General features: G+C 67.0%; 26 protein-coding genes and 1 pseudogene. 12 read left to right on the forward strand and 15 right to left on the reverse strand.

The window, feature by feature from the left end:
• Positions 1–6: 6 nt before the first annotated feature.
• Positions 7–591 carry an IS5 family transposase gene (locus BLW81_RS15905; RefSeq protein WP_173839632.1) on the reverse strand — a complete coding sequence of 195 codons (585 nt, stop codon included), beginning with the start codon at positions 589–591 and terminating at the stop codon, positions 7–9.
• Positions 592–740: 149 nt separating this feature from the next.
• Here BLW81_RS15905 and istA point away from each other — a divergent pair, with 149 nt between their 5' ends.
• Both istA and istB read left to right on the forward strand, forming a co-directional pair.
• Complete coding sequence (gene istA / locus BLW81_RS15910; RefSeq protein ID WP_083406450.1) at positions 741–2,351, forward strand: IS21 family transposase; 1,611 nt, start codon at positions 741–743, stop codon at positions 2,349–2,351.
• Between the two features lies 1 nt (position 2,352).
• Positions 2,353–3,150 carry an IS21-like element helper ATPase IstB gene (istB, locus tag BLW81_RS15915; protein WP_044482876.1) on the forward strand — a complete coding sequence of 266 codons (798 nt, stop codon included), beginning with the start codon at positions 2,353–2,355 and terminating at the stop codon, positions 3,148–3,150.
• On the opposite strand, the gene BLW81_RS15920 is transcribed toward istB, so the two are convergent.
• The 8 genes from BLW81_RS15920 to BLW81_RS15955 are packed head-to-tail and all read right to left on the reverse strand — an operon-like array spanning position 3,144 to position 9,373.
• Positions 3,144–3,542: an IS5 family transposase gene (locus BLW81_RS15920; protein ID WP_083408003.1), complete on the reverse strand. Its 399-nt coding sequence runs from the start codon at positions 3,540–3,542 to the stop codon at positions 3,144–3,146. The two genes, istB and BLW81_RS15920, sit on opposite strands and share 7 nt — an antisense overlap.
• A 46-nt stretch (positions 3,543–3,588) precedes the next feature.
• Positions 3,589–4,356: an acyl-CoA dehydrogenase family protein gene (locus BLW81_RS15925; RefSeq protein WP_083410577.1), complete on the reverse strand. Its 768-nt coding sequence runs from the start codon at positions 4,354–4,356 to the stop codon at positions 3,589–3,591.
• A 35-nt stretch (positions 4,357–4,391) separates the two neighbouring features.
• Positions 4,392–5,516: an acyl-CoA dehydrogenase family protein gene (locus BLW81_RS15930; RefSeq protein ID WP_083408004.1), complete on the reverse strand. Its 1,125-nt coding sequence runs from the start codon at positions 5,514–5,516 to the stop codon at positions 4,392–4,394.
• Positions 5,513–5,950, reverse strand: a complete 438-nt coding sequence (locus BLW81_RS15935; protein ID WP_083408005.1) for a nuclear transport factor 2 family protein — start codon at positions 5,948–5,950, stop codon at positions 5,513–5,515. Before BLW81_RS15935 ends, BLW81_RS15930 begins: the two co-directional genes overlap by 4 nt.
• A complete protein-coding gene (locus BLW81_RS15940) occupies positions 5,943–7,160 on the reverse strand; it encodes a metal-dependent hydrolase family protein (protein ID WP_083408006.1) in 1,218 nt (405 codons plus the stop codon). Before BLW81_RS15940 ends, BLW81_RS15935 begins: the two co-directional genes overlap by 8 nt.
• 2 nt (positions 7,161–7,162) lie before the next feature.
• Complete coding sequence (locus tag BLW81_RS15945; RefSeq protein WP_083408007.1) at positions 7,163–7,492, reverse strand: hypothetical protein; 330 nt, start codon at positions 7,490–7,492, stop codon at positions 7,163–7,165.
• Complete coding sequence (locus BLW81_RS15950; RefSeq protein WP_083408008.1) at positions 7,485–8,828, reverse strand: aromatic ring-hydroxylating oxygenase subunit alpha; 1,344 nt, start codon at positions 8,826–8,828, stop codon at positions 7,485–7,487. The genes BLW81_RS15945 and BLW81_RS15950 overlap by 8 nt, the downstream gene beginning before the upstream one ends.
• A 5-nt stretch (positions 8,829–8,833) precedes the next feature.
• The gene (locus tag BLW81_RS15955; protein WP_083408009.1) at positions 8,834–9,373 is read right to left on the reverse strand and encodes a carboxymuconolactone decarboxylase family protein; all 540 of its coding nucleotides are present in this window, start codon (positions 9,371–9,373) and stop codon (positions 8,834–8,836) included.
• Between the two features lie 261 nt (positions 9,374–9,634).
• Here BLW81_RS15955 and BLW81_RS15960 point away from each other — a divergent pair, with 261 nt between their 5' ends.
• The 7 genes from BLW81_RS15960 to BLW81_RS15990 all read left to right on the forward strand — a co-directional run bounded on the left by BLW81_RS15960 (position 9,635) and on the right by BLW81_RS15990 (position 17,344).
• Positions 9,635–10,930 carry an amidohydrolase family protein gene (locus BLW81_RS15960; RefSeq protein ID WP_083408010.1) on the forward strand — a complete coding sequence of 432 codons (1,296 nt, stop codon included), beginning with the start codon at positions 9,635–9,637 and terminating at the stop codon, positions 10,928–10,930.
• A gap of 135 nt (positions 10,931–11,065) precedes the next feature.
• Positions 11,066–12,232, forward strand: a complete 1,167-nt coding sequence (locus BLW81_RS15965; protein ID WP_083408011.1) for an acyl-CoA dehydrogenase family protein — start codon at positions 11,066–11,068, stop codon at positions 12,230–12,232.
• Positions 12,233–12,251: 19 nt separating this feature from the next.
• A complete protein-coding gene (locus BLW81_RS15970) occupies positions 12,252–13,010 on the forward strand; it encodes an SDR family oxidoreductase (RefSeq protein ID WP_083408012.1) in 759 nt (252 codons plus the stop codon).
• Positions 13,007–14,227 (forward strand): CaiB/BaiF CoA transferase family protein, encoded by a 1,221-nt coding sequence (locus BLW81_RS15975; RefSeq protein WP_083408013.1) that lies wholly within the window; start codon positions 13,007–13,009, stop codon positions 14,225–14,227. The genes BLW81_RS15970 and BLW81_RS15975 overlap by 4 nt, the downstream gene beginning before the upstream one ends.
• Complete coding sequence (locus BLW81_RS15980; protein ID WP_083408014.1) at positions 14,224–15,027, forward strand: enoyl-CoA hydratase/isomerase family protein; 804 nt, start codon at positions 14,224–14,226, stop codon at positions 15,025–15,027. Before BLW81_RS15975 ends, BLW81_RS15980 begins: the two co-directional genes overlap by 4 nt.
• Positions 15,020–16,165, forward strand: coding sequence for a thiolase family protein (locus BLW81_RS15985; protein ID WP_083408015.1), 1,146 nt, complete (start codon positions 15,020–15,022; stop codon positions 16,163–16,165). Before BLW81_RS15980 ends, BLW81_RS15985 begins: the two co-directional genes overlap by 8 nt.
• An 18-nt stretch (positions 16,166–16,183) precedes the next feature.
• Positions 16,184–17,344: an acyl-CoA dehydrogenase family protein gene (locus BLW81_RS15990; RefSeq protein ID WP_083408016.1), complete on the forward strand. Its 1,161-nt coding sequence runs from the start codon at positions 16,184–16,186 to the stop codon at positions 17,342–17,344.
• Positions 17,345–17,396: 52 nt separating this feature from the next.
• Here BLW81_RS15990 and BLW81_RS15995 read toward each other — a convergent pair.
• A pseudogene (locus BLW81_RS15995) lies at positions 17,397–18,317 on the reverse strand (TIGR03619 family F420-dependent LLM class oxidoreductase).
• 195 nt (positions 18,318–18,512) lie between these two features.
• Here BLW81_RS15995 and BLW81_RS16000 point away from each other — a divergent pair.
• Complete coding sequence (locus BLW81_RS16000) at positions 18,513–19,130, forward strand: TetR/AcrR family transcriptional regulator (protein ID WP_083408017.1); 618 nt, start codon at positions 18,513–18,515, stop codon at positions 19,128–19,130.
• Positions 19,127–19,630 (forward strand): hypothetical protein, encoded by a 504-nt coding sequence (locus tag BLW81_RS16005; protein ID WP_083408018.1) that lies wholly within the window; start codon positions 19,127–19,129, stop codon positions 19,628–19,630. The genes BLW81_RS16000 and BLW81_RS16005 overlap by 4 nt, the downstream gene beginning before the upstream one ends.
• Positions 19,631–19,645: 15 nt before the next feature.
• Here BLW81_RS16005 and BLW81_RS16010 read toward each other — a convergent pair whose 3' ends face one another.
• From BLW81_RS16010 to BLW81_RS16025, 4 genes are read right to left on the reverse strand one after another with little or no spacing between them, the layout of a single operon-like run.
• Positions 19,646–20,611, reverse strand: a complete 966-nt coding sequence (locus BLW81_RS16010) for an NADPH:quinone oxidoreductase family protein (RefSeq protein ID WP_083408019.1) — start codon at positions 20,609–20,611, stop codon at positions 19,646–19,648.
• A complete protein-coding gene (locus tag BLW81_RS16015) occupies positions 20,611–21,603 on the reverse strand; it encodes a phosphotransferase family protein (RefSeq protein WP_173839728.1) in 993 nt (330 codons plus the stop codon). The genes BLW81_RS16010 and BLW81_RS16015 overlap by 1 nt, the downstream gene beginning before the upstream one ends.
• 38 nt (positions 21,604–21,641) lie before the next feature.
• The gene (locus BLW81_RS16020) at positions 21,642–22,943 is read right to left on the reverse strand and encodes an acyl-CoA dehydrogenase family protein (RefSeq protein ID WP_083408021.1); all 1,302 of its coding nucleotides are present in this window, start codon (positions 22,941–22,943) and stop codon (positions 21,642–21,644) included.
• 12 nt (positions 22,944–22,955) lie between these two features.
• A complete protein-coding gene (locus tag BLW81_RS16025; protein WP_083410578.1) occupies positions 22,956–23,546 on the reverse strand; it encodes a TetR/AcrR family transcriptional regulator in 591 nt (196 codons plus the stop codon).
• Between the two features lie 253 nt (positions 23,547–23,799).
• Between BLW81_RS16025 and BLW81_RS16030 the strand changes: the two genes are divergently transcribed.
• Entirely contained in the window at positions 23,800–24,246 is a 447-nt protein-coding gene (locus BLW81_RS16030; protein WP_083408022.1) for a VOC family protein, read from the forward strand.
• Here the strand turns inward: BLW81_RS16030 and BLW81_RS16035 are convergent.
• The gene (locus BLW81_RS16035) at positions 24,198–25,166 is read right to left on the reverse strand and encodes an LLM class F420-dependent oxidoreductase (protein WP_083408023.1); all 969 of its coding nucleotides are present in this window, start codon (positions 25,164–25,166) and stop codon (positions 24,198–24,200) included. The genes BLW81_RS16030 and BLW81_RS16035 overlap by 49 nt on opposite strands.
• Positions 25,167–25,169: the final 3 nt, after the last annotated feature.

Below are 25,169 nucleotides of genomic sequence, written 5' to 3' on the forward strand. Positions count from 1 at the left end.
ACTGGCCTAGGGCGTGTCTGATAAATGCGGTAGCCAGAGTGTGATGGCCCGTAGGACTGCTGCGCCCCGGTAGACGATGGCGAGTTTGTCGTAGCGGGTGGCCAGACCACGCCACTGCTTGGTGACGCTGAATCCTCGTTCAACAACGTTGCGGCCCTTGTAGTCCTCGGCGTCGAATGCTGGCGGTCGGCCGCCGTGGGTGCCCCGACGTTTACGGTGGCCGATCTGATCGGACGGTTCGGGAATGACGGCAACGATCCCTCGTCGGCGCAGCCGCTGCCGGGTCGCTCGGCTGGAATAGGCCTTATCTCCGCGCAGGCGATCGGGCCGGGTGCGGGGCCGCCCAGGCCCGCAGCGCTCAACTTTGAGGTGGGCGAGCAAATGCTCCAGGACCGGTCCGTCGCCTGCCTGGCCGGCGCTCACGAGCACCACCAACGGTCGGCCGTGCCCGTCGACGAGGTGATGGATCTTGCTGGTCAACCCGCCGCGCGAGCGACCAATGCCGTGGTCAGGCGGCTCGCTCGCCAGATTTGTGTAATTCGACCCAGCCCCCTGTGTCACGGGTGATGTTCGTGGCATGTCGTCTGCCATGAGGATGGGACCAGTGTGACCTGATTTTTGCCAGGGTGATGGGACCACCTGGATTGCCAGTTATGGGACCACCGGCGCGTCGCGTCGGTGGTCTTTTCATTTGTTCGTTCGATCGCCGTGACGGCTCAAGGTCACGGAGGTCGGCGGGCATGGCTTTTCGGGAGGTCAGTGTGAATGAGATCAGGGAAGTGCTGCGGGTGTGGCTGGGGGTGGTGGGACTGCCGGCGCCGGGGTACCGCAGCATTGCCGCGCATTGCGGCCTGGACCGCAAGACGGTGCGCCGCTACGTCGAGGCCGCCCAGGCGGCGGGTTTGCGTCGCGACGACGACGTCAGCGCGGTCGATGATGCGTTGATCGGGATGGTTGCCGAGGCGGTGCGTCCGGTGCGCCCCGATGGCCACGGGGCGGCGTGGGAGCAGCTGGTGGGCTTCGAAGATCAGATCACCGCCTGGGTGGCCGGCACCGGTGAGCATCGGCCGTTGACGGTCACGAAGATCCACACCCTGTTGGCCCGGCAGGGGTGTGTGGTGCCGTATCGGACGTTGCACCGATTCGCCAGCCAGCGTTGCGGTTTCGGCCGCAAAGACCTCACGGTGCGGGTCGCTGATGGCGATCCCGGAGTGGAGTGCCAGGTCGACTTCGGCTACCTGGGGATGCTCACCGACGCTGCTGACGGGCGCCGCCGCAAGGTGCACGCGCTGATCTTCACCGCGGTGTACTCCCGGCACATGTTCGTGTGGTTGTCGTACTCGCAGACCCTGGCCGCGGTGATCGCAGGCTGCGAGGCGGCCTGGGAGTTCTTCGGCGGGGTGTTCGCCGTGCTGATCCCCGACAATCTCAAGCCGGTGATCGCCGACGCGGACGCGGTCAACCCGCAGTTCAGCCAGGGCTGGCTGGATTACGCCGGGCATAGCGGGTTTCTGACCGACCCCGCCAGGGTGGCCTCGCCGAAAGACAAGCCACGGGTGGAACGCGCCGTGCAGTACGTGCGGCGAAACTTCTGGGACGGAGAAACATTCACCAGTCTGCAGCAGGCGCAGGACGCCGCCACAGCGTGGTGTCGTGACACTGCGGGCACCCGCACCCACGGCACCACCTGCGCACGCCCGCTGGAGGTGTTCACCGACGAAGAGCAGCCCCGGCTGTTGGCGGTGCCGCAGGTCTATGACGTGCCGGTGTTCAAGAGGGTCAAGGTCCACCGCGACTTCCACGCCGAGGTCGCCAAGGCCCTGTATTCGCTGCCCGAATGCTGGATCGGTCAGTACCTGGACGTGCGCGCCGACACCGAGCTGGTGAAGTTCTATCGCCGCGGCGTGCTGGTCAAGGTCCATCCCCGCCAACCGGCCGGTGGGCGCAGCACCGACCCCGCTGATCTGCCCGAACACAAGACCGGCTACGCGCTGCGTGATGTGGCGGCGTTGATCGCCACCTGCGCCTCCCACGGCCCCAACGTCGGGATCTACGCCGAACGCATCCTCGATGACCGGCTGCCCTGGACGAAGATGCGTACCGTCTACCGGCTGCTGGGTCTGGTGCGCCGCTACGGCGCCGACCGGGTCGAACAGGCCTGTTCATTGTCGCTGGATCTCGATGTCGTCTCGGTGAACAAGATCGCCTCCATGCTGGAGCGCGCCACCGAGACCAGCTCCCCGGCCCTGCCGAAAGCGGTCGGTCACACCGCGACCCGCTTCGCCCGTGATCCTTCCGAATTCAACTCCACCCCAACATCATTGACCATCTTTTCCGAGGAGAACCGCTGACATGACTACCACCGCCCGTGGAGCTACCGACCCGATCGGCGCTGATCTGCTCCGACTGCTCAAAGCCCTCAAGCTCGGTGCACTGGCTGACACCCTGCCCGAACGCGCCGCCTTGGCCCGACAACACAAACTCAGCCACATCGGCTTCCTGGAAACACTGCTGGCTGACGAGGTCTCCCGACGCGAATCCCGCTCCGCGGCACTACGAGCGGCCAAAGCCGGACTCGATCCGAGCATGCGGTTTGACACCTGGACCGCCCACGACGACCTGCGCTATGACCGCACCCTGCTCGGTGATCTCACCTCGCTACGGTTCCTCGATGCCGGCCAGTCCGCGATCGTCCTCGGGCCCGTCGGCGTCGGCAAGACCCATCTGGCAACAGCATTGGGCCACATGGCTATTCGCCGCCGCCACACCGTCGTTTTCGGCCGCGCCGACAAACTGTTCACCCGGCTACGCGCCGCCCGCCTGGACCACACCGTCGACGCAGAGATCCGCCGACTGGCCGCCGTCGACGTTCTGATCATCGACGACTTCGCGCTACGCCCCCTCGACGCCACCGAAACCAGCGACTTCTACGAAATCGTCGTCGAGCGCCACCGCGCCAAGACCACCATCATGACGTCGAACCGCGAGCCCGCCGAATGGCTGACCATGACCGCCGACACCCTGCTGGCCCAATCAGCCATCGACCGACTGACCTCCGCCGCGCACACCCTGGTCATCGAAGGACCGTCCTACCGCCAACGAACCCGCCCTCAGCTTGACCCAGACCCCGCCGACAAGCATCCTCAATAACGCGCCACGGTGGTCCCATCCCCCTGGCAATCAGGTGGTCCCATCACCCTGGCAAGCGACATGGCATGTTGGTGAGCGCGGGCGATCGTGGAATCCACCGACACCGCCCAGTCGATGATCCCGGCCTCGTCGGCGGCGGCCAGCAACCGAGCCAGCACCATGTCCCAGGTGCCCTCGGCGCTCAGCCGTCGGTGCCAGGTCCAGATCGTCTGCCACGGTCCGAATACCTCGGGCACGTCTCGCCAGGCGATCCCGCACCGGTATCGATAAATGATCCCCTCGACCATCGAGCGGGCATCCCGAAAAGGCCTGCCCTTCTTACCTGTTCGGACAGGTAGAAGGTCTTCGATCAATGACCATTGAGCATCGGTGAGCAGCTGAAACCGCGACATGCCCTAAGTCTCAACCGAAACACCCGAAACATTTGTCAGACACGCCCTAGAGGTAGGCCAGCCGGGGAGCCGAGCCCCTGGCCCGCAAACCCGCGCCCGCTCGACGGGTCAATTCCCGCGTGTTGCCGAGCAATCCGTCGAGCACCAGCGCCCGCTTCACGTGCACATGCAGATCGTGTTCGGCGGTGAACCCGATACCGCCCAGCACCTGCTGGCAGTGCTTGGCCGCGGTGAGGGCGGCTTTGCCCGCAGCCGCCTTGGCGAGCATCGCGGTCAGGTCGGGGCTCTCGGTTCCCGGCAGGCCCAGCGTCGCCTCGGCACCCTCGATCGCCACCAGCGTCTCCGCCAACCGGTGCCGGATCGCCTGGAACGAAGCGATCGGCTTACCGAACTGCGTACGGTCCAGCGCGTGCTGGCGGGCCAGCGCCAGCATCGCGCGTGCCGTGCCGACCAGCCACCAGCCGACCGCCCGCCGCGCCTCGCCCATCCGCATCAGCTCACCGTCGGGCACCGCGCGCAGCGGCAGCCCGCCGAGCGTCGGCTCGTCGTTGGCCGTGCGCTCCCACACAACCCAGCCGCCGCCGGCGTACGGCATCGGCGGGGTGCCGCCGGGCAGGCCGCCGATGGTCTCGAGTAGCACGTCGTTGAGAACCGAGGCGTGCGAACCGGTTTCGCCCAGCAGCCGGAACACCAGCGGGATCGCGACGTCGGGCATGTCGGCCAGCATCTCGGCCCAGCCCAGTTCGGCCAGGGCGGCGTCGAGTTCGGCGCCCGACGTCGACAGCATGGTCTTGCGGAGCGTGTCTTCGAGCATAGCGATCGATTCGGTGTCCAGACCGGTATCCACGATCACTCCTTCCCGAGGTCGAGCAGCCGGCGGGCGATGATGTTGCGCTGCACCTCGGCGGTGCCGCCGTAGATGCTGGCCGCCCGTGAGTACAGGAACTCGGTGCGCCAGGCGTCGTCCTCGAGTTCGATGTGGCCGGGCAACAGATCGCGGATCGTGTCGAACAGCCGCTGCTCGGCACCGGCCAGCAGCACCTTGTCGATTGACGTGTCCGCGCCCAGCTTGTGTCCCTCCGCCAGCCGGTGCTGGGTCGCCCGGGACCGGCAGCGCAACGTGTGCAGCGCGAGGTACGCCTCGCCGAGGTCCGAATCAGAGGCAGTGCCAAGCCCTTTGACCTCGGTGATCAGCGCGTCGAAGCGGGAGTACAGGTAGGCGATGCGCTGCCAGAAGCACGTGGAGCGCTCGTAGGGCAGCAGGTCCATCGCCAGTTGCCAGCCGTCGCCGACGTTTCCGAGCATGCGGTCCGCGGGCACCACGACATCGTCGAAGTAGACCTCGCAGAACTCGTCGACGTCATGCATCGTCCGCAGCGGTCGCACGGTGACACCGGGGGAGTCGAGGTCGACGAAGAACGCCGTGATCGCCTCGTGGTTCGGCACGTCCGGCCCGCCCGTGCGGGTCAGCAGGATGCACCGCTTCGCATACTGCGCGAAACTCGTCCACACCTTCTGGCCGTTGATCACCCATTCGTCGCCGCGTTGTTCGGCGCGGGTCGTCAGCGACGCCAGGTCGCTGCCGGAGCCCGGCTCCGAGAAGCCCTGGCACCAGGACTCCTCGCCGGACAGCAGTCGCGGCACCATCTCCGCCGCCAGATCCGGTCGCGCGTAGTCGATCATCGTGGGGGTCAGCACGTCGAGCATCGAGTACGGGCCGGGGTGGTCGAGTCCGCGACCGACGACCTCCTCGCCGACGATGGCGCGCAGGATGTCCGGGCCACCCAGCCCGCCCGCCGACTCCGGCCAGCCGTAGCGCATCCAGTCGGCGTCGTAGAGCGCCTTGAGCACGCGCAGGTGCTGCGCCTGATGCGCGTCCAGGGAATTGTCGCCGGGTGGGGGAGTCAGGTCGTTGGCGTCCAGCCATTCCCGCAGGGCCGTGCGGAAAGCGGCGGGCTCGAAGAGATCGCTCATCCGGCCTCGGGCCTCCCGATGGCGTGCGGACGTCCGGAGTCGTGTTCGCCGCTGCGCCGGATGAACGTCATGGCACGGGTTTTCAGCCGCCAGCCGTCCTCGGTGCGCACGTAGGTGTCGTTGTAGTACCCGATGCGCATGTCGTGTTTGGAGTGCTCGATGAAGCAGAGCGGCTGGGTTCCGCTCGCCTTGTCCGGGTCGTCGGGATCCAGGTGCACCAGCGAGGTGCCGGTCATGAACAACCCCTTGGGGGCCGCGTCGACAAGCTCGGGGAAGCGGGCCAGCGTGTACGTCGAGCCGAACGCGCTGTAGGTGCCGTCCGGGGTGAACACCGAGATCAGACCGTCGATGTCGCCCTGGGTGATGGTGACGGCGTATTTCGCCAGCAGTTGCTGGATTTCGACGAGATCCTCGATTCGCTTCGACTCAGTCATGTCGGAAGACCTTACCGCCCTTCATTACGAAGTTGACGTCCCGTGTAACGCTGATATCGGCCAGCGGATCACCGGGGACCGCGATGATGTCGGCGATGGCGCCTTCGGCGATCCGGCCCAGGTCGGGCTTGTCGATCAGATCGGCGGCGACGACGGTCGCCGCGCGCAGCACCGCCGCCGGGGGCAGGCCCCACTCGACCAGCGTCACCAACTCGTCGGCGTTCTTGCCGTGCGGAATGGCGGGCGCGTCGGTGCCGACGGCGATCTTGACGCCGGCCTCGTAGGCCGCCTTGATCGAGGTGCGTGCCTTGGGAAACATCTCGGCGGCCTTGTCCTGCAGTTCCTTTGGCGCCCGCGACACATCCATGGCCTCGGCGAGCCGACGGGTGCTGACCAGGAACCGGTCATTGTCGACCAGCATCTGGATGGCTTCGTCGTCCATGAGGAAGCCGTGCTCGATGCAGTCGATCCCGCATGCGACGGCGTGCTTGACGGCCTCCGCGCCGTGGGTGTGCGCGGCGACCTTCAGGCCGCGGCGATGCGCCTCGTCGACGATGGCCCGCAGTTCCTCGTCCGAATAGTGCTGGGCGCCGGCCTCTCCGGTCAGCGACATCACACCACCGGAGACACACACCTTGATGAGCTGCGCACCGTGCTTGATCTGATAACGCACCGCCTTGCGGATCTCGTCGACGCCGTTGGCGATGCCCTCCTCGACCGTCAGTTCCAGCGCCCCCGGCATGAAGGCGGCGAACATCGTCGGGTCGAGATGGCCGCCGGTCGGGGTGATCGCGTGCCCGGCCGGAATGACCCGCGGGCCGTCGATCCAGCCCGCGTCGATGGCCTTGCCGAGCGCGACGTCGAGCAGATAGCCACCGGTCTTGACGAACAGGCCGAGGTTGCGCACGGTGGTGAACCCGGCGCGCAACGTGCGTCGCGCATTGCCGACCGCCCGCAGCACGCGGGTGGCGGGGTCGTCCTGCACCTGGGACAGGCCGGGGTTCTCACCCCGGCCGCCCATGAGCAGGTTGACCTCCATGTCCATCAGGCCGGGCAGCAGGACGGCGTCACCCAGGTCGATGACCTCGCCTTGGGGCTCCCCGCCCACGCCTGCGATCCGGTCATTCTCGATCCGAACGATGCCGGGCCGGATGATCTCACCGGCGTCGACGTCGACCAGACCCGCGGCCTTGAGGGTGGTCGTGGTCACGCTCAGACCACCGGCTCCTTGATGCAGGTGATGTACGTCGCGCCGCTGTCGAGCACGCGCGGCTGCTTCCACACCTCGATCGGGAACGACACGTTGACGAGCGACTGCATCATGTGGATGAGAGCCTTTGCGTCGTCAGGCATTCCGTCTAAGGGGAACCGGGCGTCGCAGTACTCCATGACGGCCTCGAGGCGTTCCATGCCGGCGTCGTAGAACTCCTGCATCTCCTCCATCGTCGAGGCCAGCCGCTTCTGGTAGCGCTCCTCCTCGGTGGGCAGGCACCAGTCGCTGAACCGCTCCAGATCGGCGAACTCTTCCGGCAACTTAGGCATTGATCGCGTCCTTCTCGCTGGCGGGCGTCGTGGCTTGTCCGTTGTCCGAACCGTTGGTCAGGCCCTTTTCCTTCTTATACGCATTGACGTGGTCCCACGCGGTCTTGTGCAGATGGCGCAGCAGGACCTCCTGGTCGCACAGCGGGAACTCTTTGACCACGCCGGTGTTGATCATCGTCTGCGTGGCCTCGAGGGTGTTGGCGTCCTGGAATGCGTACTCCTTGAACGTCACTGCCGCGAGTTCGTGTGCGAGGCGCTCGCGGGTGTTGGTGGCGGGCACGAAGTACAGGGTGGACTCGAAGATGTGGGTGCCTACATCGGTGGGCCAGTAGTGGTAGGTGAGGTACCAGCCCGGAGCCCACAACAGCAGCGTGAAGTTCGGGAAGAACTCGAACGAGTCCTGCCCCCACGAGTGGTGGCGCGACGGGTTGACCGCCGGCGGAAGCTCTTCGGGCGAAATTCCCTTGATCTTCGGTCGGTCCCACGGACCGAACAGCCCGCTGTGCAGGATCCGCTCGATCGGCTTGACCATGTTCGGGTCCTTGGGCGGGCTCATGCCGCCCCACGACGACACCATCGAGTGCCTGCCCTTGATGTCATAGGCCAATGCCTCGAAGCCGTAGCTCGCCAGCTTCTCGGCCTCCTCCTTGACCGCCTGCTTCATGTGCAGGATCGGCGCGTGGTAGAACTCCACGAACGCGTCGATGAACAGCTTCCAGTTCGAGTTGACCTCGGCGCGATAGGAATACGTCTCGGTCATCTCGTGGAAGGGATAGCCCTCCAAGCCCTTGGCGAAGTCACCGAGGTAGTCGACCAACGGTTCGGCGTCATTGTCGAAGTTGATGAAGATGAAGCCCTCCCACACCTCGCAGCGCACCGGCACCAGGCCGTAGTCGCCCTTGTCGAGGTTGAAGAACTCGCCTTCCTGCTGCACGAACGTCAGGTCGCCCTTGAGGTTGTAGCGCCACGCGTGGTACTTGCAGGTGAACTGGCGGCACGTACCGGAGACCTCTTCGCCGGGATAGTCGTTCCACACCAGCTTGTTTCCGCGGTGGCGGCACATGTTGTAGAACGCGCGCACCTCGTTCTCACCGTCCTTGACGATGATCACGGAGGTGCCGACGCCGGCCGACGGCATCTCGCGGGTGAAGTAGCTGCCCTTCTTGGGTAGCCGCTCGACCCGTCCCACGTTGAGCCAGCACTTACGGAAGATGGCCTGCTGCTCGAGCTTCCACTGCTCGGGGTCGATCGAGTCGGTGTAATCGACCGGCGCCGTGCCGAGTTCGGGCCAGTGCTCGGTCCAGCTGCCCTCTTCGGGTTTGGGGAAGAATGCCACGGTGTCTACCTCTCTGCGTGCGTTTCGGAGTCGGGTTCTACGCCGAAAGTGTTGATGGCCATGGCCAGGGCGCCATAGCAGCCGATGGTGAAGACGAGGTCCATCAGTTGACGTTCCTCGAGGTGTTCGGACAGCGCGGCCCACGTCGCATCGGAGACGGCGGCTGTGCTCTGCAGTTCGTCGACCGCTCGCAGGACCGCTTGATCGAGATCATCGGCCGCCTCGCCGCGTTGCAGCGCGTCGATGTCCTGGTCGGTCAGTCCCTCCTCGCGGCCCATCCTGACGTGGTGGCGCCACTCGTATTCGCAGTTGGTCAGGTGGGCGACCCGCAGGACCGCCAACTCGCGCAACCGCGGCGACAACGTCGACCCGTACAGCAGGTGGAAGTTGAACCGCAGAAACGCCTTCGTCAGCTTGGGGTGGCGAACCAGCGTGGCGAGCAGGTTGCCCGCCAGTTCGGGTTTGCGCCGTTCGGGCGACATGGACGACAACGCCCCATCGACGGCCTCATCCCACTGGTCGGCCGGCAGCGGTGCCACTCGCAAGACCGGGCTCCTTCCATCGCCTCTCCGGTACGAGAATCAGGTTCTCATATTTCGCCAATAGATTTCCATCTTTCCGTCCGATGGTCAACGCAGACGACGGGAGGCCGAGGTCACGAGCATGCGGCCGGAGCCGCAATTGCGCTGCCAGGAGGCCCTAGGGTGGCTTTCGGACATTGATTCTCGTACGGTGAGAAGATAGTTTCCTCACATAGAGAACCCGCGTGGTGGATAGCCTCGGAGGATGCGACGAAAGGAACGGGCATGAACAAAGACGACATGATCCTGATCAGCGTTGATGATCACATCGTCGAGCCGCCCGACATGTTCAAGAATCATCTGCCGAAGAAGTACATCGATGAGGCGCCGCGGTTGGTGCACAACCCGGATGGCAGTGATACGTGGCAGTTCCGGGACACAGTGATCCCCAATGTCGCGCTCAACGCGGTGGCGGGCCGGCCCAAGGAGGAGTACGGCCTGGAGCCGCAGGGGCTCGACGAGATCCGGCCCGGGTGCTGGCAGGTCGATGAGCGGGTCAAGGACATGAACGCCGGCGGCATCTTGGGCTCGATGTGTTTTCCGTCGTTCCCGGGGTTCGCGGGCCGGTTGTTTGCCACCGAGGACCAGGAGTTCTCGCTGGCGCTGGTGAAGGCCTACAACGACTGGCATGTTGAGGAGTGGTGCGGGGCCTATCCGGCGCGGTTCATCCCGATGACGTTGCCGGTGATCTGGGATCCGGTCGAGTGCGCCAAGGAGATCCGGCGCAACGCCGCCCGTGGTGTGCATTCGTTGACGTTCACCGAGAACCCGTCGGCGATGGGTTATCCGAGCTTTCATGATTTCGAGCATTGGAAGCCGATGTGGGATGCGCTGGTCGACACCGAGACCGTGCTCAACGTGCACATCGGCTCGTCGGGGCGGTTGGCGATCACCGCGCCGGATGCGCCGATGGACGTGATGATCACCTTGCAACCGATGAACATCGTGCAGGCGGCGGCCGATTTGTTGTGGTCGCGCCCGATCAAGGAGTACCCGACGCTCAAGATCGCGCTCAGTGAGGGCGGCACCGGGTGGATCCCGTACTTTTTGGAGCGGGTGGATCGCACCTATGAGATGCACTCGACGTGGACCGGTCAGGACTTCAAGGGAAAGCTGCCCAGCGAGGTGTTCCGCGACCACTTCCTGACCTGCTTCATCGCTGATCCGGTCGGGGTGGCCACCCGCAACGCGATCGGGATCGACAACATCTGCTGGGAAGCCGACTACCCGCACAGCGACTCGATGTGGCCCGGGGCCCCCGAACAACTCGACGAGGTGCTCACCGCCAACAACGTGCCCGACGACGAGATCAACAAGATGACCTACGAGAACGCCATGCGCTGGTATCACTGGGACCCGTTCACCCACATCACCCGCGAACAAGCCACCGTCGGCGCCCTACGCAAAGCCGCCGAGGGCCACGACGTCTCCATCCAAGCCCTGTCGAAGAAGGAGAAGACCGGTGCCAGCTTCGCCGACTTCGCCGCCAACGCCAAGGAGCTGACCGGCAACAAGGACTGAACGGTCTGAAAGTATTGGCAGTCCCGGCCTGACCGGGAGGAGCGTTGTCCAGTGCGCCGGTGCGGAAGTCGCGTTCACGCGCCGGCGCACTGCTCTGCGAGACGACGAAAAGAGGAGAACACCGTGGCTGGCGGGATGAGTTTCGAGCTCACTGAGGACCAGGAGCTGATCCGCAAATCCGTGCGGGAGTTGGCGAGCAAGTTCGACGACCACTACTGGATGGAAAAGGACCAGGCGCACGAATTTCCGCAGGAGTTCTACGACGCCATCGCCAAGGGCGGCTGGCTGGGCATGACGATCCCCGAGGAGTACGGCGGCCACGGCCTCGGCATCACCGAGGCGACGCTGCTGCTCGAGGAGATTTCGCGCTCGGGGGCGGCGATGAACGGCGCCAGCGCCATCCACCTGTCGATCTTCGGGATGCAGCCCGTCGTCAAACACGGCTCCGAGGAACTGAAGGCCGCGACCCTGCCCCGGGTCGTCAACGGCGACCTGCACGTCTGTTTCGGGGTGACCGAACCGACGGCGGGGCTGGACACGTCGCGCATCACCACGTTCGCCAAGCGCGAAGGCGACAAGTACCGGGTCAACGGGCGCAAGGTGTGGATCTCCAAAGCCCTGGAGTCCGAGAAGATCCTGTTGCTCACCCGGACCACGCCGTACGACGAGGTCACCAAGAAGACCGACGGCATGACGCTGTTCCTGACCGACCTCGACCGCGACCACGTCGACATCCGGCCGATCAAGAAGATGGGCCGTAACGCGGTCAGCTCCAACGAGGTGTTCATCGACGACCTGATGGTGCCCGTCGAGCACCGGGTGGGCGAAGAGGGCAAGGGCTTCAAATACATTCTCGACGGGCTCAATCCGGAGCGGATGCTGATCGCCGCCGAGGCGTTGGGCATCGGCCGGGTGGCACTGGAGAAGGCCGTCAAGTACGGCAACGAGCGGCACGTTTTCAACCGCCCGATCGGCATGAACCAGGGGCTGCAGTTCCCGCTGGCCGACTCGCTGGCACGGTTGGACGCCGCCGAGTTGGTGCTGCGCAAGGCCACCTGGCTCTACGACAACGGCAAACCGTGTGGGCGCGAAGCGAACACGGCGAAGTACCTGTGCGCCGACGCCGGTTTCGGCGCCGCCGACCGGGCGCTGCAGCTGCACGGCGGCATGGGTTACTCGGAGGAGTACCACGTGTCGCGGTACTTCCGCGAGTCCCGGTTGATGAAGATCGCGCCGGTGAGCCAGGAGATGATCCTCAACTTCCTCGGCGAGCACGTACTCGGACTGCCCCGCAGCTACTGACGATGGAGCAACACCACTGATGGTCAACTACTTCGATCTGTCCGGCCGGTCGGCCCTGGTGACCGGCGCCGCAGGCGGTATCGGCTCGGCGGTGGCGCAGGCGCTGGCCGACGCCGGCGCCGCGGTGCTCGTCACCGACGTCGACAAGGACGCCGCCGCCGCTGTGGCGCAGAGGATCTCGGCCGGCGGCGGTCGCGCCGAGGCCGCTGCGCTCGACGTCGCCGACCGGGACTCCGCCGACGCCGCCGCCGCGCAGGCGGCCGCGCTCGCCGACGGCGCACTGCACATCGTGATCAACAACGCGGGGGTCACCCGGCCGGCGATGTTCGAGAAGACGACGCAGGATTCGTTCCGGCTGCTGTTCGACATCCACGTGATGGGCGCCTTCAACGTCACCCAGGCGGCGTTGCCGCACATCCCGACTGACGGCACCGGCCGCATCGTCAACGTCACCTCGGCCGCGGGCTTGACCGGGACGCTGGGTCAGGTCAACTACTCCGCGGCCAAGGCCGGCATCATCGGGTTCACGAAATCCCTTGCCCGCGAGCTGGCGACCAAGAAGATCATGGTCAACGCGCTGGCTCCGCTGGCCGCGACGCCGATGACCGAGACCATCCGCACCAACGAGAAGTTCTCGGCCAACATGATGAACCGCATCCCGATGAAGCGGTGGGCCGAACCCGAAGAGGTGGCAGGCGCGTTCGTGTTCATGGCGTCGGATGCGGCGTCCTACATCACGGGTCAGGTGCTGCCGGTCGACGGCGGCATGGTGATGTGACAGGGCGGGCCCCGCTGGCGGGGATCACCGTCGTCGCGATGGAGCAGGCGGTCGCCGCGCCGATGTGCACCCGCGTGCTCGCCGACTTCGGCGCCCGGGTGATCAAGATCGAGAACCCCAACGGCGGCGACTTCGCCCGCGACTACGACGACGTCGTCAACGGCCCCGGAGGCCTTGCCGCGCACTTCGTCTGGTGCAACCGCGGCAAGGAATCGGTGACGCTGAACACCAAGGCGCCCGAGGGAATGGAGCTGCTGCACCGGCTGCTCGACCGGGCCGACGCGTTCGTCTCCAACCTCGCGCCGGGTGCGACGGCGCGGATGGGTCTGGCGCCGGCCGATCTCGCCGAGCGCCACCCGAACGTGATCCCCGTCGAGATCGACGGTTACGGACCCGGCGGGCCGATCTCGCACAAGCGCGCCTACGACCTGCTGGTGCAGGCGGAGGCGGGATCGTGTGCGGTGACCGGCTATCCGGGCATGCCGGCCAAACCCGGCCCCGCGATGGCCGACTTCAGCACCGGCCTGTACGCGGCGATCTCGATCCTGGCGCTGCTCATCGGCCGCACTCGCGGCGACGGTGGCGGGCCCGCGCCTTCGGTGGCGCTGAGCCTGTTCGACGTGATGACCGACGTGATGGGTTACCAGCTGACCTACACCCAGCACTCGGGGATCGATCAGGAGCCGCTCGGCGTCGGCTCACCGGCGGTCGCGCCCTACGGCGCCTTCCCGACCCGGGACGGGCAGACGGTGGTGCTAGGGACGACCAACGACCGGGAGTGGCAGCGGGTGGCCCGTGAGATCATCGACCGTCCCGATCTGGCCGACGATTCCCGCTTCGCGACCAACCCCGACCGTTGCCGGCACCGGGAGATCCTCGAGGAAGCCATCGGGTCCTGGTGTGCGCAGCACGATCTCGCCGAGATTCAGAAGATCGCCGACGCCGCCGGCATCGGCAACTCCCGCTACAACGTGCCCAGCGAGGTCGTCGTCCACCCGCACCTGACCGCCCGGGACCGGTGGCGCACCGTCGCCACCCCCAAGGGCGACATCCGCGCGTTGCGGCCGCCGCCGGTGATCACCGGGTTCGACCAGCCGATGGGCGCCATCCCGGGACTGGGGCAGCACACCGACGCCGTCCTCGGTGAACTCGGTTTGGCCGCAGAAGATCTCGCGCGGCTGCGTGCCGACGGGGTGATCGGACCTGCCTACTCATGACCGATGCGCTCCTGACGTCCGACGACAACGGGGTCCGGACGCTGACGCTGAACCGGCCCGAGCGCAAGAACGCGATCGACGCCGCGTTGTGGGAGGAACTCGCCGACGCGCTGCGGTCCGCCGCCCGCGACAGTGCGCTGCGGGCCCTGGTGCTCACCGGCGCGGGCGGGGCGTTCTGCTCGGGCGCCGACATCGGCACCCCCGAAGACATCCACCCGCGGCACAAACTGCGCAGGCTCACCGACGTCGCGCTCGCCCTGCACGAGCTCGCGGTGCCGACCATCGCCAAGGTCACCGGCGTCGCCGTCGGCGCCGGCTGGAACCTCGCGCTCGGCTGCGACTTCGTCGTCGCGACACCACAATCGCGGTTCTGCCAGATCTTCGCCAAGCGGGGCCTGTCGGTGGACCTGGGCGGGTCCTGGCTGCTGCCCAAGCTGGTCGGCCTGCAGCAGGCCAAGCGGCTGGTGCTGCTGGCCGACATGATCGACGCCGAGGAGGCCCGGTCGCTGGGGCTGGTGACATGGGTGAAGCCGGACAACGAGATCGACGGCTTCGTCGCAGATCTGGCCGCCCGACTCGCGGCGGGCCCGCCGGTCGCGCTGGCTCAGAGCAAGGCGTTGCTCAACGACGGCGTCAACGCGACCCTGCGGGAGGCGCTGGCCAACGAGGCACGCGCACAACCGGGTAACTTCGCGACCACAGACTCGGCAGAGGCGTACGCGGCGTTCGCAGAGAAACGGGACGCCGTATTTGATGGTCGGTGGGCGGTTCGGCCCAGATCGGAGAAGGACAATGCGTGAAACCGTGATCGTCGAGGCGGTGCGCACACCGGTCGGCAAGCGCAACGGCGGGCTGTCGGACATGCACGCCGCCGACCTGTCGGCGATCGTGCTGACGGCGCTCGTCGAGCGCGCCGGCATCGACCCCGAGATCGTCGACGACGTGGTGTGGGGATGTGTGTCGCAGGTCGGCGACCAGTCCAGCAACATCGGCCGGTACGCGGTGCTCGCCGCGGGGTGGCCCGAGACGATCCCCGGAACCACGGTCAACCGCGCGTGCGGATCGAGCCAACAGGCCCTCGACTTCGCCGTGCACGCGGTGATGTCGGGTCAGCAGGACGTCGTCGTGGCGGGCGGGGTCGAGGTGATGAGCCGGGTGCCGCTGGGCTCGGCGCGCGCCACCGGTATGCCGTACGGCCCGAAAGTGCTTGAGCGTTACGGAGATTTCTCCTTCAACCAGGGCATCTCGGCGGAGTTGATCGCGCAGAAGTGGGGCTTCTCCCGCACCCGGCTCGATGAGTACTCGGTGCGCTCGCACGAACTGGCCGCCGCCGCCCAGGACAGCGGCGCGTTCGAAACGCAGATCATGCCGGTGTTCACCGACGGCGAGCCCGTCGTCGCCGACGAAGGGGTGCGCCGCGGCAGCACCGTGGAGAAGCTCGCCGGGCTCAAGCCGGCCTTCAAGGACGACGGCGTGATCCACGCGGGCAATTCGTCGCAGATCTCCGACGGCGCCGCGGCGCTGCTGGTGATGACGGCGGAGAACGCGGTGGCGCTGGGCCTGCGCCCGATCGCGCGGTATCGCGCCGGCGCGGTGACCGGTGCCGACCCGGTGCTGATGCTGACCGGGCCGATCCCGGCCACCGAGAAGGTGCTGCACAAGGCGGGCGTCGGCATCGACGAGATCGGCGTCTTCGAGGTCAACGAGGCGTTCGCCCCGGTGCCGCTGGCCTGGCTCGCCGAGACCGGTGCCGACGAAGCCAAACTCAATCCGCTCGGCGGGGCGATCGCGCTCGGCCACCCGCTCGGGGCCTCCGGAGCGGTGCTGATGACCCGCATGCTCAACCACATGCGCGACAACGGAATTCGATTCGGTCTGCAGACGATGTGCGAAGGCGGCGGAACCGCCAACGCGACGCTGGTCGAGCTGATCGCCTGAACCTGGAAGGGCGCTGACGTGCGCAGAGATCTGTTCACCGAGGACCATGAGGCGTTTCGTGAGCTCGCCCGCGACTTCGTCGAAAAGGAGGTCGTCCCGCACTATCCCGACTGGGAGAAGGGCGGGCGGATGCCCCGCGAGGTCTTCAAGCGGATGGGGTCGCTGGGCATGCTGGGCATGGCGATCCCCGAGGAGTACGGCGGTGGCGGCGCCCCCGACTACCGCTACAACGTGGTGCTGCAGGAGGAGGCGGCGCGGGCCCTGGTCACGTTGTCGACCGTGCGCACCCAACTCGAGGTGATCCTGCCGTACTTCCTGCACTACGCGAACGCCGAACAGCGGCAGCGGTGGTTCCCCGGACTGGCCTCCGGCGAGCTGCTGACCGCCGTCGCGATGACCGAGCCCGGCACGGGTTCCGACCTCGCCGGCATGCGCACGACCGCGGTGCGCGGTGTTGATTCAGAAGGCCCCCACTGGATTCTCAACGGCGCCAAGACATTCATCACCGGCGGTATACAAGCCGACCTGGTGATCGTGGTCGCCCGCACCTCCACCGACCCGGACGACCGGCGCAAGGGGTTGACGCTGTTCGTCGTCGAGGACGGCATGCCCGGCTTCACCCGCGGCCGCGAACTCGAGAAGATGGGCTGCAAGGTTCAAGACACCGCCGAGCTGTCGTTCGTCGACGTGCGGGTGCCCGCGGCCAACGTGCTCGGCGAGATCGACGAGGCGTTCGGCTACCTCGGACACAACCTGCCGCAGGAGCGCCTCACCGTCGCGGTGGGTTCGGTGGCGCAGGCGCGTTCGGCGATCGCCGCCGCGATCGACTACACGAAGAACCGCAAGGCATTCGGCACGCCGGTCGCGTCGTTCCAGAACACCAAGTTCGAGTTGGCCGCCTGCTCGACGGAGGTCGAGGCCGCCCAGGCGATGCTCGACCGCGCGGTGGCGTTGCACGTCGAGGGCGAGCTGTCCGGCGCCGACGCCGCCCGCGTCAAGCTGTTCTGCACCGAGATGCAGCAGCGGGTGGTGGACCGTTGCCTGCAGTTGTTCGGCGGCTACGGCTACATGATGGAGTATCCGATCGCGCGGCTCTACACCGATGCGCGGGTGGCCCGGATCTACGCCGGCACCAGCGAGGTGATGAAGGTGATCATCGCGAAGTCGCTCGGGCTATAGCGATTTGGGTGCACTACCGATCGCTGGGCGACTGGTAGCGCACCGAAATCGCTCAGGGGAGTTGCGGTTTGATCTCCTCGATCACCCATTGCGCGTAGTCGAGGTATTCGTCGACGCCGCGCACCGGCGGCAGCGGCACCGCGCTGACCGTCACACCCTGCTGAGCAAGCCAACCCAGCCGGTCGACGATCTCGGCGGCGCTCATCTGAGGCCGGGCGTCGGGGTGGTCCTGAACGGTGTGGCCTTCGCCGACCCGGTTGGTGCCCAGACCGTGTACGACGTCGAACGGTCGGCCGTCGTAGCCCGGCTGAGACTTGAGGAAGTCGAGCCGCTCGGCGATCTTCTCCGGCGGCGTGAGAAACGACCATCAGCCCGACGCGTACTTCGCGGCCCTGCGCAGCGCGGCGTCGGCGTCGCCGCCGATGAAGATCGGCAGGTGCGGACGTTGAATCGGTTTCGGTTCGAACGCGACGTCGTCGAACGAGACGTACTTACCGTCGAACCGCGGCGAGTCGCTGGTCCACAGTTCGACGATCGCCGCCAGATACTCGTCGGCGATGCGGCCGCGCTCCCGGAACGGCACACCGAGCAGTTCGAACTCGCGCTCGAGCCAGCCCACCCCGAACGTCACCATCATCCGGCCGCCGCTCATCCAGTCGGCGGTCGCCAACGCCTTGGCCAACACGATCGGTTGGTGCAGCGGCAGCACCGTGACGCACGAGTTGAGCATGATGCGCTCGGTGGCGCCGGCGAGATACGCCTGGGCCACGGTGGACTGCAGGTAGTGGGGTCCGGACAACTCGACGTGGTCGTGGGGGATGACGAAGTGCTCGGGCACCGCGATCATGTCGTAGCCCCACCGGTCGGCGCACTTGGCCATCCGCGTCTGGTCGGCGCCGGTCACCGACGCCTCCCACGGCTGCATCATCGCCTTGAGCCGCAGCATGTGGGGCAGGTTGAAGACCAGTTTCATGCGGAGGCTCCTGTCTCGTCTGGTGGTTTCGGTGTAGTTGGCGGCGCTGACCGCCACCGGCGACACCGAAATCGCCGAATTTCGCGCTGACCTGCGCTGTGACGGCCGTCTAAACCCAATTTCGCTGAGACGCTTGTCACAGCGGACAAACCTACCTACTGTGTGTTCACTAGGTTGGTTGAACGAAGGAGTTCGGTGTCCGACACTGAGGCCGCGCGTCCGTATGCCACGCTCCTCGCCAAGGGCGAGGACCGCAGGCAGCGCATCCTCGCGGTCGCCGAACGGCTGCTCGCCCGCAACGGCTGGCGCAGCACCTCGCTGGCCCAGATCGCCAAGGAAGCGGGTGTGACGCCCGCGGGTCTGCTGCACCATTTCGAGTCCAAGGAACAGCTGCTCAACGCCGTCCTCGACGCGCGGGATGCCGACGATGCGATCCACGCCGACTACCGCTCCGGAGACCTTGTCACCGAGCTCGGCCGTGTCCCCGAACGCTTCGATCGGGCACCCGAGCTGGTCGGCACCTTCACCGTGCTGCTGGTGGAGAACATCGCGCCCGACGCCCCGCTGCACGACCGACTCGTCAAGCGCTACCGCGACGCGGTGGACATCATCACCGCGATCATCGAGCGCGGTCAGCAAAGCGGCAAGTACCGCTCAGACGTCGACGCGGCCAGCAAGGCCGTCGAGATCCTCGCCTTCACCTATGGAATGGAGACCTTATGGCTACTCGACCCATCGATTCAATTGGCCGAGGTGTTCAAGGGATACGCCGAGTCGCTGGGGCGCGAGCTGTCGCCGCGGAGCTCGACATGAGGTACCGGCTCGACGTCGTGGCGCCGACGGTCGGCGACGCGGTGAAGTACGCCGGCGGCTGGATCTACGACCGCGTGATGGCCGGCTGGGACGTCACAGTGCTCGTCGGCGGCGACGAGGACGTGCGGCCGCTGACGATTCTCGGCGCCGAGACGCTGGAGCTGGAGGCCGTCCTGGCGGACTGGGAAGAACGCCCGCATCCGCAGACCGTCGCCGTCGCAGCCACCATGATCGATCGTGACCCGCGGGTCCTCCAGCACGTGCGCAACGCGCTCGAGCACGGCGGCACCGAGGTGACGCTGTGGGGTGAGCGGGTGCCCGCCGAACTCGACAGCAGCGTCGATTCCGTCGAGCATCACCTGAGCGCGGCGGCTCGCGCCTTCAAGGTCAAGGCCCTTGCGGCGGCGGCTGTTTCGGATGCCACCGAGGTCGGCGCCTGCGAGACCTTCCGCTGCGGCATGATGGTGTCGGTCGCCGCGGACCTGGTGCCTGCGAGCTGACCTCACCGCGCCACCTCAGGTGAGGTCGATGAGCACCTTGCCGATGGCTTTTCCGTCAGCCACGTGTTGCAGCGCGGCCGCGGTCTCGGCGAACGGGTACACCGCGCCGACGTGGGGGCGGACGCGGCCGCCGACGAGATGGTCGCGCAACTCGGACTCGTTGCGCGTGAACTCGTCGGGCGGCACATCCTGAAAATGAAAGCCCAGCACGTGCACACCCTTGACCAGGACCAGGTTCAGCGGGATGCGCGGGATGGTGCCCGATGCGAACCCGACCGTGACGAACCGTCCGCCGCGACGCAGTGACCGCAGCGCCGGTTCGGAGAGCTCGCCGCCGACCGGGTCGATGACCGCATGGGCACCGTCGGGCACCGCTCGCCGGAGGGCGTCGCGCAGATTGCCGGAGCGGTAGTTGATCAGCTGATCGGCACCGTAACCCGCTGCGGCCGAGAGTTTCTTGTCTGACGAAGCGACGGCGGTCACCGATGCGCCGAGCGCGACGCCGAGTTGGACTGCGGCCAGCCCGACTCCGCCGCCGGCGCCCAACACCACGACCGTGTCACCGTTCGCGATCCGCGCCATCGACCGCAGCGCGTGGTAGGCGGTCCGGTACGCGACGCCGAACGCCGCGGCAGTACGGTCATCGACGCCGTCGGGGATGGGCGCGACGGTCGTAGCCGGTACCACGACCTGCTCGGCGAAGGCGCCGCACAGACCCGCGCCCGTGACCCGGCCGCCCACGGCGACACCGTCGACGCCGGCACCGAGTTCGACGATCTCACCGGCGAACTCGCTGCCCGGCACGAACGGCGGCGGCACACTGATCTGGTAGGCGTCGGCGATCAGCAGCACGTCGGGGAAGTTGACCGCCGCCGCGGCCACCCGCACCCGCACCTGACCCGCCGCAGGCTGGGGCGTCGGCCGGTCCTCGATGCGGATCACCCCCGGCGGCCCGTAGGCCGGGCAGATCGCGGCCCGCATCAGCGGTAGTCGCTGGACTCGGCCAGGTCGGCCGCCGAACGCATCAACTCGACGATGATCGGCCCGTACGACAGCAGCTTCTCGTCGTCACCGGCGCGCTGGAACCCCTGCTCGAGCACGATCGCGAGCTTCCACTTCGCCAGCACCAGGTAGTAGTCGAGATCGTCGACCTGGCGTCCCGACACGGACGCGTAGTGCTCGACGACCTTCTCCCGCGACGGCATGTCACGCATGTCGACGTAGCTCATCTCCGATTCGCCTGGCGTATCAGTGTTCTCGGGCCAGCTCTGCACCATCCAGCCCAGGTCGAGCTTCGGATCGCCGACGGTGCCCATCTCCCAGTCGACGATCGCCGCCAACTGCGCGGGCGCACCGTGTCGGTACATCACGTTCGCGAACTGGTAGTCGCCGTGCATCAGTCCGGGGATGAAGTCCAGCGGCCGACGTGCCCGCAGCCATTCGGTCGCGGTGTCCAGCCCGTCGAGCTCGCGGCCCTTGATGCGCTCGAAAAAAGCGGTCCACCGGTCGACCTGACGCTCGTGGAAGCCGTCGGGGCGGCCGAGATCCTGCAGCCCCTTGGCTTTCCAGTCCACCTTCGACAGCAGCGCGATGCCCTCCGCCAGCTGGTAGGACAGCCCGACGCGTGCTTGCGGGTCGGAGTGGAACGGCTCCGGCCACCGCCGGTCCGCCAGTTCCATCGGCGACCACCCGTCGACGAAACCCATGAGGTAGAACGGCCGCCCGAGCACCGACGCGTCCGCACAGACGGCCACGGCTTCGGTGTGCGGCACGTCGGTGCCGTCGAGCGCCTCGATGATGCGCCACTCCCGCAGGATGCCCTTGTCCCGGTCCGGGGGAGCGCCCGGCGGCGGCATGCGCAACACGCAGCTGTGCTCGCCGCGGCGCAATTCGTAGATGACGTTTTGCGTGCCACCCGACAGGAACCGGGTCTGCAGCGGCTCACCCTTGCCAGGCAGCGCGGCCGCATCCATCCAGTCGGCCAGGCGCGCTGTGTCGATTGCTGTTTCGCTCACAGATTGCCGACCTCGTTCTCGAGGTATTCGGCGAACTTGGCCCGGGCCTTGTCGCGTTTGGCCGGTATCCACTCGCTGGGCCAGGTCTCGGGATTGGGTTGGTAGTCCCGCAGCACCTGCTTGGCGACGGTGACCTTGTGTACCTCGGTCGGACCGTCGGCGAGCCCCATCACGGCCGCGCCGGTGACCATGCCGAGGAACGGCATCTCGTTGGTGACGCCCAGCGCGCCGTGCACCTGCATCGCCCGCCAGGCGATGTCGTGCAGCACCGTCGGCATCACGACCTTGACCGCGGCGATGTCCTTGCGCACCTTCTTGTAGTCGTTGTACTTGTCGATCTCCCACGCGGTGTAGAGCACCATCAGCCGGAACTGCAGCAGCTGCGCGTACGAGTCGGCGATGTAGCCCTGGACGAACTGCTTGTCCGAGAGCCGGCTGCCCTGCGTCTCGCGGCTCAACGCCCGCTCGCACATCATGTCCAACGCCTTGCGGGACAACCCGATCGTGCGCATCGCGTGGTGGATGCGGCCGCCGCCGAGGCGGGTCTGGGCGATCGCGAACGCCTGCCCTTCGCCGCCGAGCAGCGCGTCGCCGGGCACCCGCACGTTGTCGTAGTGGATCAGCGCATGCGACCCCTCGCCGTCGGGTTCACCATGCAGGCCGACATTGCGGACGATGTTGACGCCCGGTGTGTCCGTCGGCACCAGGAACATCGACATGCCCTGATAGGCGCTCACATCCGGGTTGGTCACCACCATGACGATCAGGAAGGACGCCGTTGCGGCGTTGGAGGAGAAGAACTTCCATCCGTTGATCACCCAGTCGTCCCCGTCGCGGACCGCGCGGGTGGTGAACAACGTGGGGTCGGCGCCGGCGTGTGGTTCGGTCATCGAGTAGCAGGAGAACAGCTCGCCGTCGAGCAGCGGGCGTAGATAGCGTTGCTTCTGCTGCTCACTGCCGTAGTGGGCTAGGATCTCGGCGTTGCCCGTGTCGGGCGCTTGACATCCGAAGACGATCGGGGCCCACTGGGAGCGGCCGAGGATCTCGTTGAGCAGCGCGAGCTTGAGCTGGCCGTAGCCCTGGCCGCCGAGTTCGGGACCCAGATGTGTCGCCCACAGGCCGCGACGGCGGACCTCCTCCTTGAGCGGGTCGATCACCTTGCGGCGGTTTGCATCCAGCGGTACATACTGCTGGTCCGGAAATGCCAGGTCGAGCGGTTCGACCTCCTCGCGGACGAACTCGTCGGCCCAGTCCAGCTCCTTCTGGTACTCGGGGTCGGTCTCGAAATCCCACGCCATCGTGGTCTCCTTTCACTTGCGCTGAGGGTGGCGTCGCTCCTCGCCGGCCCTGGTATTGAATCCGGTGATCAACGCCGCGATGTCGGAGGCGACGACGTCGGCGAAGGGTCGGTCACCGAAACTGCCTCCGGCCCAATGCCGCACACCCTCGCTGACGTGCATGCCCGCCAGGTGTGAGAGGTGCTCGACGTCGACGTGCGCGCCGAGTTTCCCGTCTTGCTGCGCCCGGGCGAACAATTCGCCGAACATGTCGGCGTCGGTGGTGTCGTCGGGTGATTCGCCCGCGAGGATCCGGTGCTCGTGTCGGTAGCCCTCCAGGATGGTCTGGATGATCAGCTCGCGGGGGTTGCGCGCCATCGAACGTTCGAGGCTGCGCAGCGCCTCGCCGATGACGGCCTCGACGTCGTAGTCGCCGCGCAGCAGCGCGCGAACCTTCTGCTGCGCCGCCCGCGTCGACAGCAGACCGACCTCGAAGAGGATGTCCTCCTTGGCGGGAAAGTAGAAGTAGAACAGCCCGCGCGAAACCCCCGCCGCGCGACAGATGTCGGCGACGGTCGTCTTCGCATACCCGTTGGTGCGCCAGAGGGCCATTGCGGCCTGCACCAGGCTGCGCTTGGTTTCGTGGGAACGGGAGCGCTGATAGGACGCGCGCCGCTGACCACCGTCAGCGAGAGTTCCCTGCTCGGCGCCCGACACTCCCGCACTGTAACAGCGCAACTCACCCTTGCAAATAGTTGACGTTTGTCTAACTATCTAGGGATGGCGGAGGCACTCGACGGTCGGCGCATGCTGGTGGCGGGCGGCCTTGTCATGCTCGGCGCCTGACGAAGCGCCCGGACCGGAGGAGAGACCGGACATGCCCAACCTGCATCACGTCGTGATGAGAAGCCACTCTGCGCAGACGTTCACCGCCTTCCTGACCGAGGTGATGGGGATGCCGGTGCAGTTCCGGATGCACGTGCCCGGCGAGGTGCTCCAGAAAACTCTGGGCTGGCCCCCGTCCGACGGGGCCGAGGTGACGATGCTCGGCACCGGCGACGCCGGGTTGGTCGAGGTGCTCGACGTGCCCGAGCACCTTCGTGACGTGGTGCCCGAGGGGCTGGCCGCGCTGTCGTTCATGGCCGACGACTTCGCGGCCGTCCGCGCCAGAGCGGGCACGTTCGCCGATGACGTGACGATGCTGGACACCGGGGTGCCGGGTGTGGACTTGTTCTTCTGCACGATGGGCGGGGTGCCCATCGAGTTCATGGGAGCCTATGTCCCGGAATCGAACTCCGGTATCAGCGACGCGACGAACTCCTGAGTGCGTCGCCGCGACGCCTGACGCTGCACTGCATCTTTTCCGAGTGGCACCACGCGCACGGCCAGATCGGTGACGCCGGCGTCGCGGTAGCGGCGCAGTCGGGCCCGCACCGCCGACTCATCACCGGCGGCCATGGTGTCACCGACATCGGCGGCGTCGCCGTGCTCCAGCAAGCGCACGTAGTTGGGGGAGAAGTCGGCGTGGCCGAGGACCTCGCTGGCGTAGGCGCGCGCGTCGTCGATGTCGTCGGTGCCGCAGAGGGCGACCGGAACCCCGGCGACGATGCGTACCCCGTCGCGCCCCGCCTTCTCGGCCGCCGCGGTGATACCGGGCGCGATGTAGTCGCCGATCGCGCGTTCATCGGCCATCCACAGGATGGTTCCGCCTGCGCGTTCGCCGGCGATCCGCAGCATCCTCGGGCCGAGCGCGGCGATCAGCACCGGCATTTCGCCGGCGTCGGTGACGTCGATGGGAGCTTTCACGCGGAAGCTGGCGTTGTCGACGTCCACCGCACCGGGGTCGCCGAACGCCGCGTCGAGCACCTCCAGGTAGTCGCGCACCAGCGAGGCGGGGCGGTCGTAGTCCAGGCCGAGTTGGTCGGCGATGATCCAGTGGTGTGACGGGCCCAGCCCCAGCGTGAAGCGCCCGCCGCAGGCGGCCTGCGTGGTCAGCGCCTGCTGGGCCATGATGAGCGGGTGGCGGGTCTGGACAGGCACCACCGCCGTGCCGAGCTCGATGCGTCCGGTGGCGTTGCCCAGCAGTGCGACAGCGGTCATCGCGTCCAGGTAGCCCGGTACCTGCGGCATCCAGAACGATGCGAAACCCTGGTCCTCGGCGGCCTTTCCGTCGGCGACCACACCGCGCAACCGGTCCGCGCGGTCGCGCTCCTTGTCGGAGCCCACCATCAAACCGATGCGCATTCA

The sequence above is a fragment of the Mycolicibacterium rutilum genome, assembly GCF_900108565.1.
In the GTDB taxonomy this organism is placed as follows: Bacteria; Actinomycetota; Actinomycetes; order Mycobacteriales; family Mycobacteriaceae; genus Mycobacterium; species Mycobacterium rutilum.

Excerpts from the sequence above, each read along its gene's own strand:
- BLW81_RS15905 (WP_173839632.1), bottom strand. The coding sequence starts at position 591 with ATGGCAGACGACATGCCACGAACATCACCCGTGACACAGGGGGCTGGG.
- istA (WP_083406450.1), top strand. The coding sequence starts at position 741 with ATGGCTTTTCGGGAGGTCAGTGTGAATGAGATCAGGGAAGTGCTGCGG.
- istB (WP_044482876.1), top strand. The coding sequence starts at position 2,353 with ATGACTACCACCGCCCGTGGAGCTACCGACCCGATCGGCGCTGATCTG.
- BLW81_RS15920 (WP_083408003.1), bottom strand. The coding sequence starts at position 3,542 with ATGTCGCGGTTTCAGCTGCTCACCGATGCTCAATGGTCATTGATCGAA.
- BLW81_RS15925 (WP_083410577.1), bottom strand. The coding sequence starts at position 4,356 with ATGCTCGAAGACACGCTCCGCAAGACCATGCTGTCGACGTCGGGCGCC.
- BLW81_RS15930 (WP_083408004.1), bottom strand. The coding sequence starts at position 5,516 with ATGAGCGATCTCTTCGAGCCCGCCGCTTTCCGCACGGCCCTGCGGGAA.
- BLW81_RS15935 (WP_083408005.1), bottom strand. The coding sequence starts at position 5,950 with ATGACTGAGTCGAAGCGAATCGAGGATCTCGTCGAAATCCAGCAACTG.
- BLW81_RS15945 (WP_083408007.1), bottom strand. The coding sequence starts at position 7,492 with ATGCCTAAGTTGCCGGAAGAGTTCGCCGATCTGGAGCGGTTCAGCGAC.
- BLW81_RS15960 (WP_083408010.1), top strand. The coding sequence starts at position 9,635 with ATGAACAAAGACGACATGATCCTGATCAGCGTTGATGATCACATCGTC.
- BLW81_RS15965 (WP_083408011.1), top strand. The coding sequence starts at position 11,066 with ATGAGTTTCGAGCTCACTGAGGACCAGGAGCTGATCCGCAAATCCGTG.
- BLW81_RS15970 (WP_083408012.1), top strand. The coding sequence starts at position 12,252 with ATGGTCAACTACTTCGATCTGTCCGGCCGGTCGGCCCTGGTGACCGGC.
- BLW81_RS15980 (WP_083408014.1), top strand. The coding sequence starts at position 14,224 with ATGACCGATGCGCTCCTGACGTCCGACGACAACGGGGTCCGGACGCTG.
- BLW81_RS15985 (WP_083408015.1), top strand. The coding sequence starts at position 15,020 with ATGCGTGAAACCGTGATCGTCGAGGCGGTGCGCACACCGGTCGGCAAG.
- BLW81_RS16005 (WP_083408018.1), top strand. The coding sequence starts at position 19,127 with ATGAGGTACCGGCTCGACGTCGTGGCGCCGACGGTCGGCGACGCGGTG.
- BLW81_RS16010 (WP_083408019.1), bottom strand. The coding sequence starts at position 20,611 with ATGCGGGCCGCGATCTGCCCGGCCTACGGGCCGCCGGGGGTGATCCGC.
- BLW81_RS16015 (WP_173839728.1), bottom strand. The coding sequence starts at position 21,603 with ATGGATGCGGCCGCGCTGCCTGGCAAGGGTGAGCCGCTGCAGACCCGG.
- BLW81_RS16020 (WP_083408021.1), bottom strand. The coding sequence starts at position 22,943 with ATGGCGTGGGATTTCGAGACCGACCCCGAGTACCAGAAGGAGCTGGAC.
- BLW81_RS16030 (WP_083408022.1), top strand. The coding sequence starts at position 23,800 with ATGCCCAACCTGCATCACGTCGTGATGAGAAGCCACTCTGCGCAGACG.
- BLW81_RS16035 (WP_083408023.1), bottom strand. The coding sequence starts at position 25,166 with ATGCGCATCGGTTTGATGGTGGGCTCCGACAAGGAGCGCGACCGCGCG.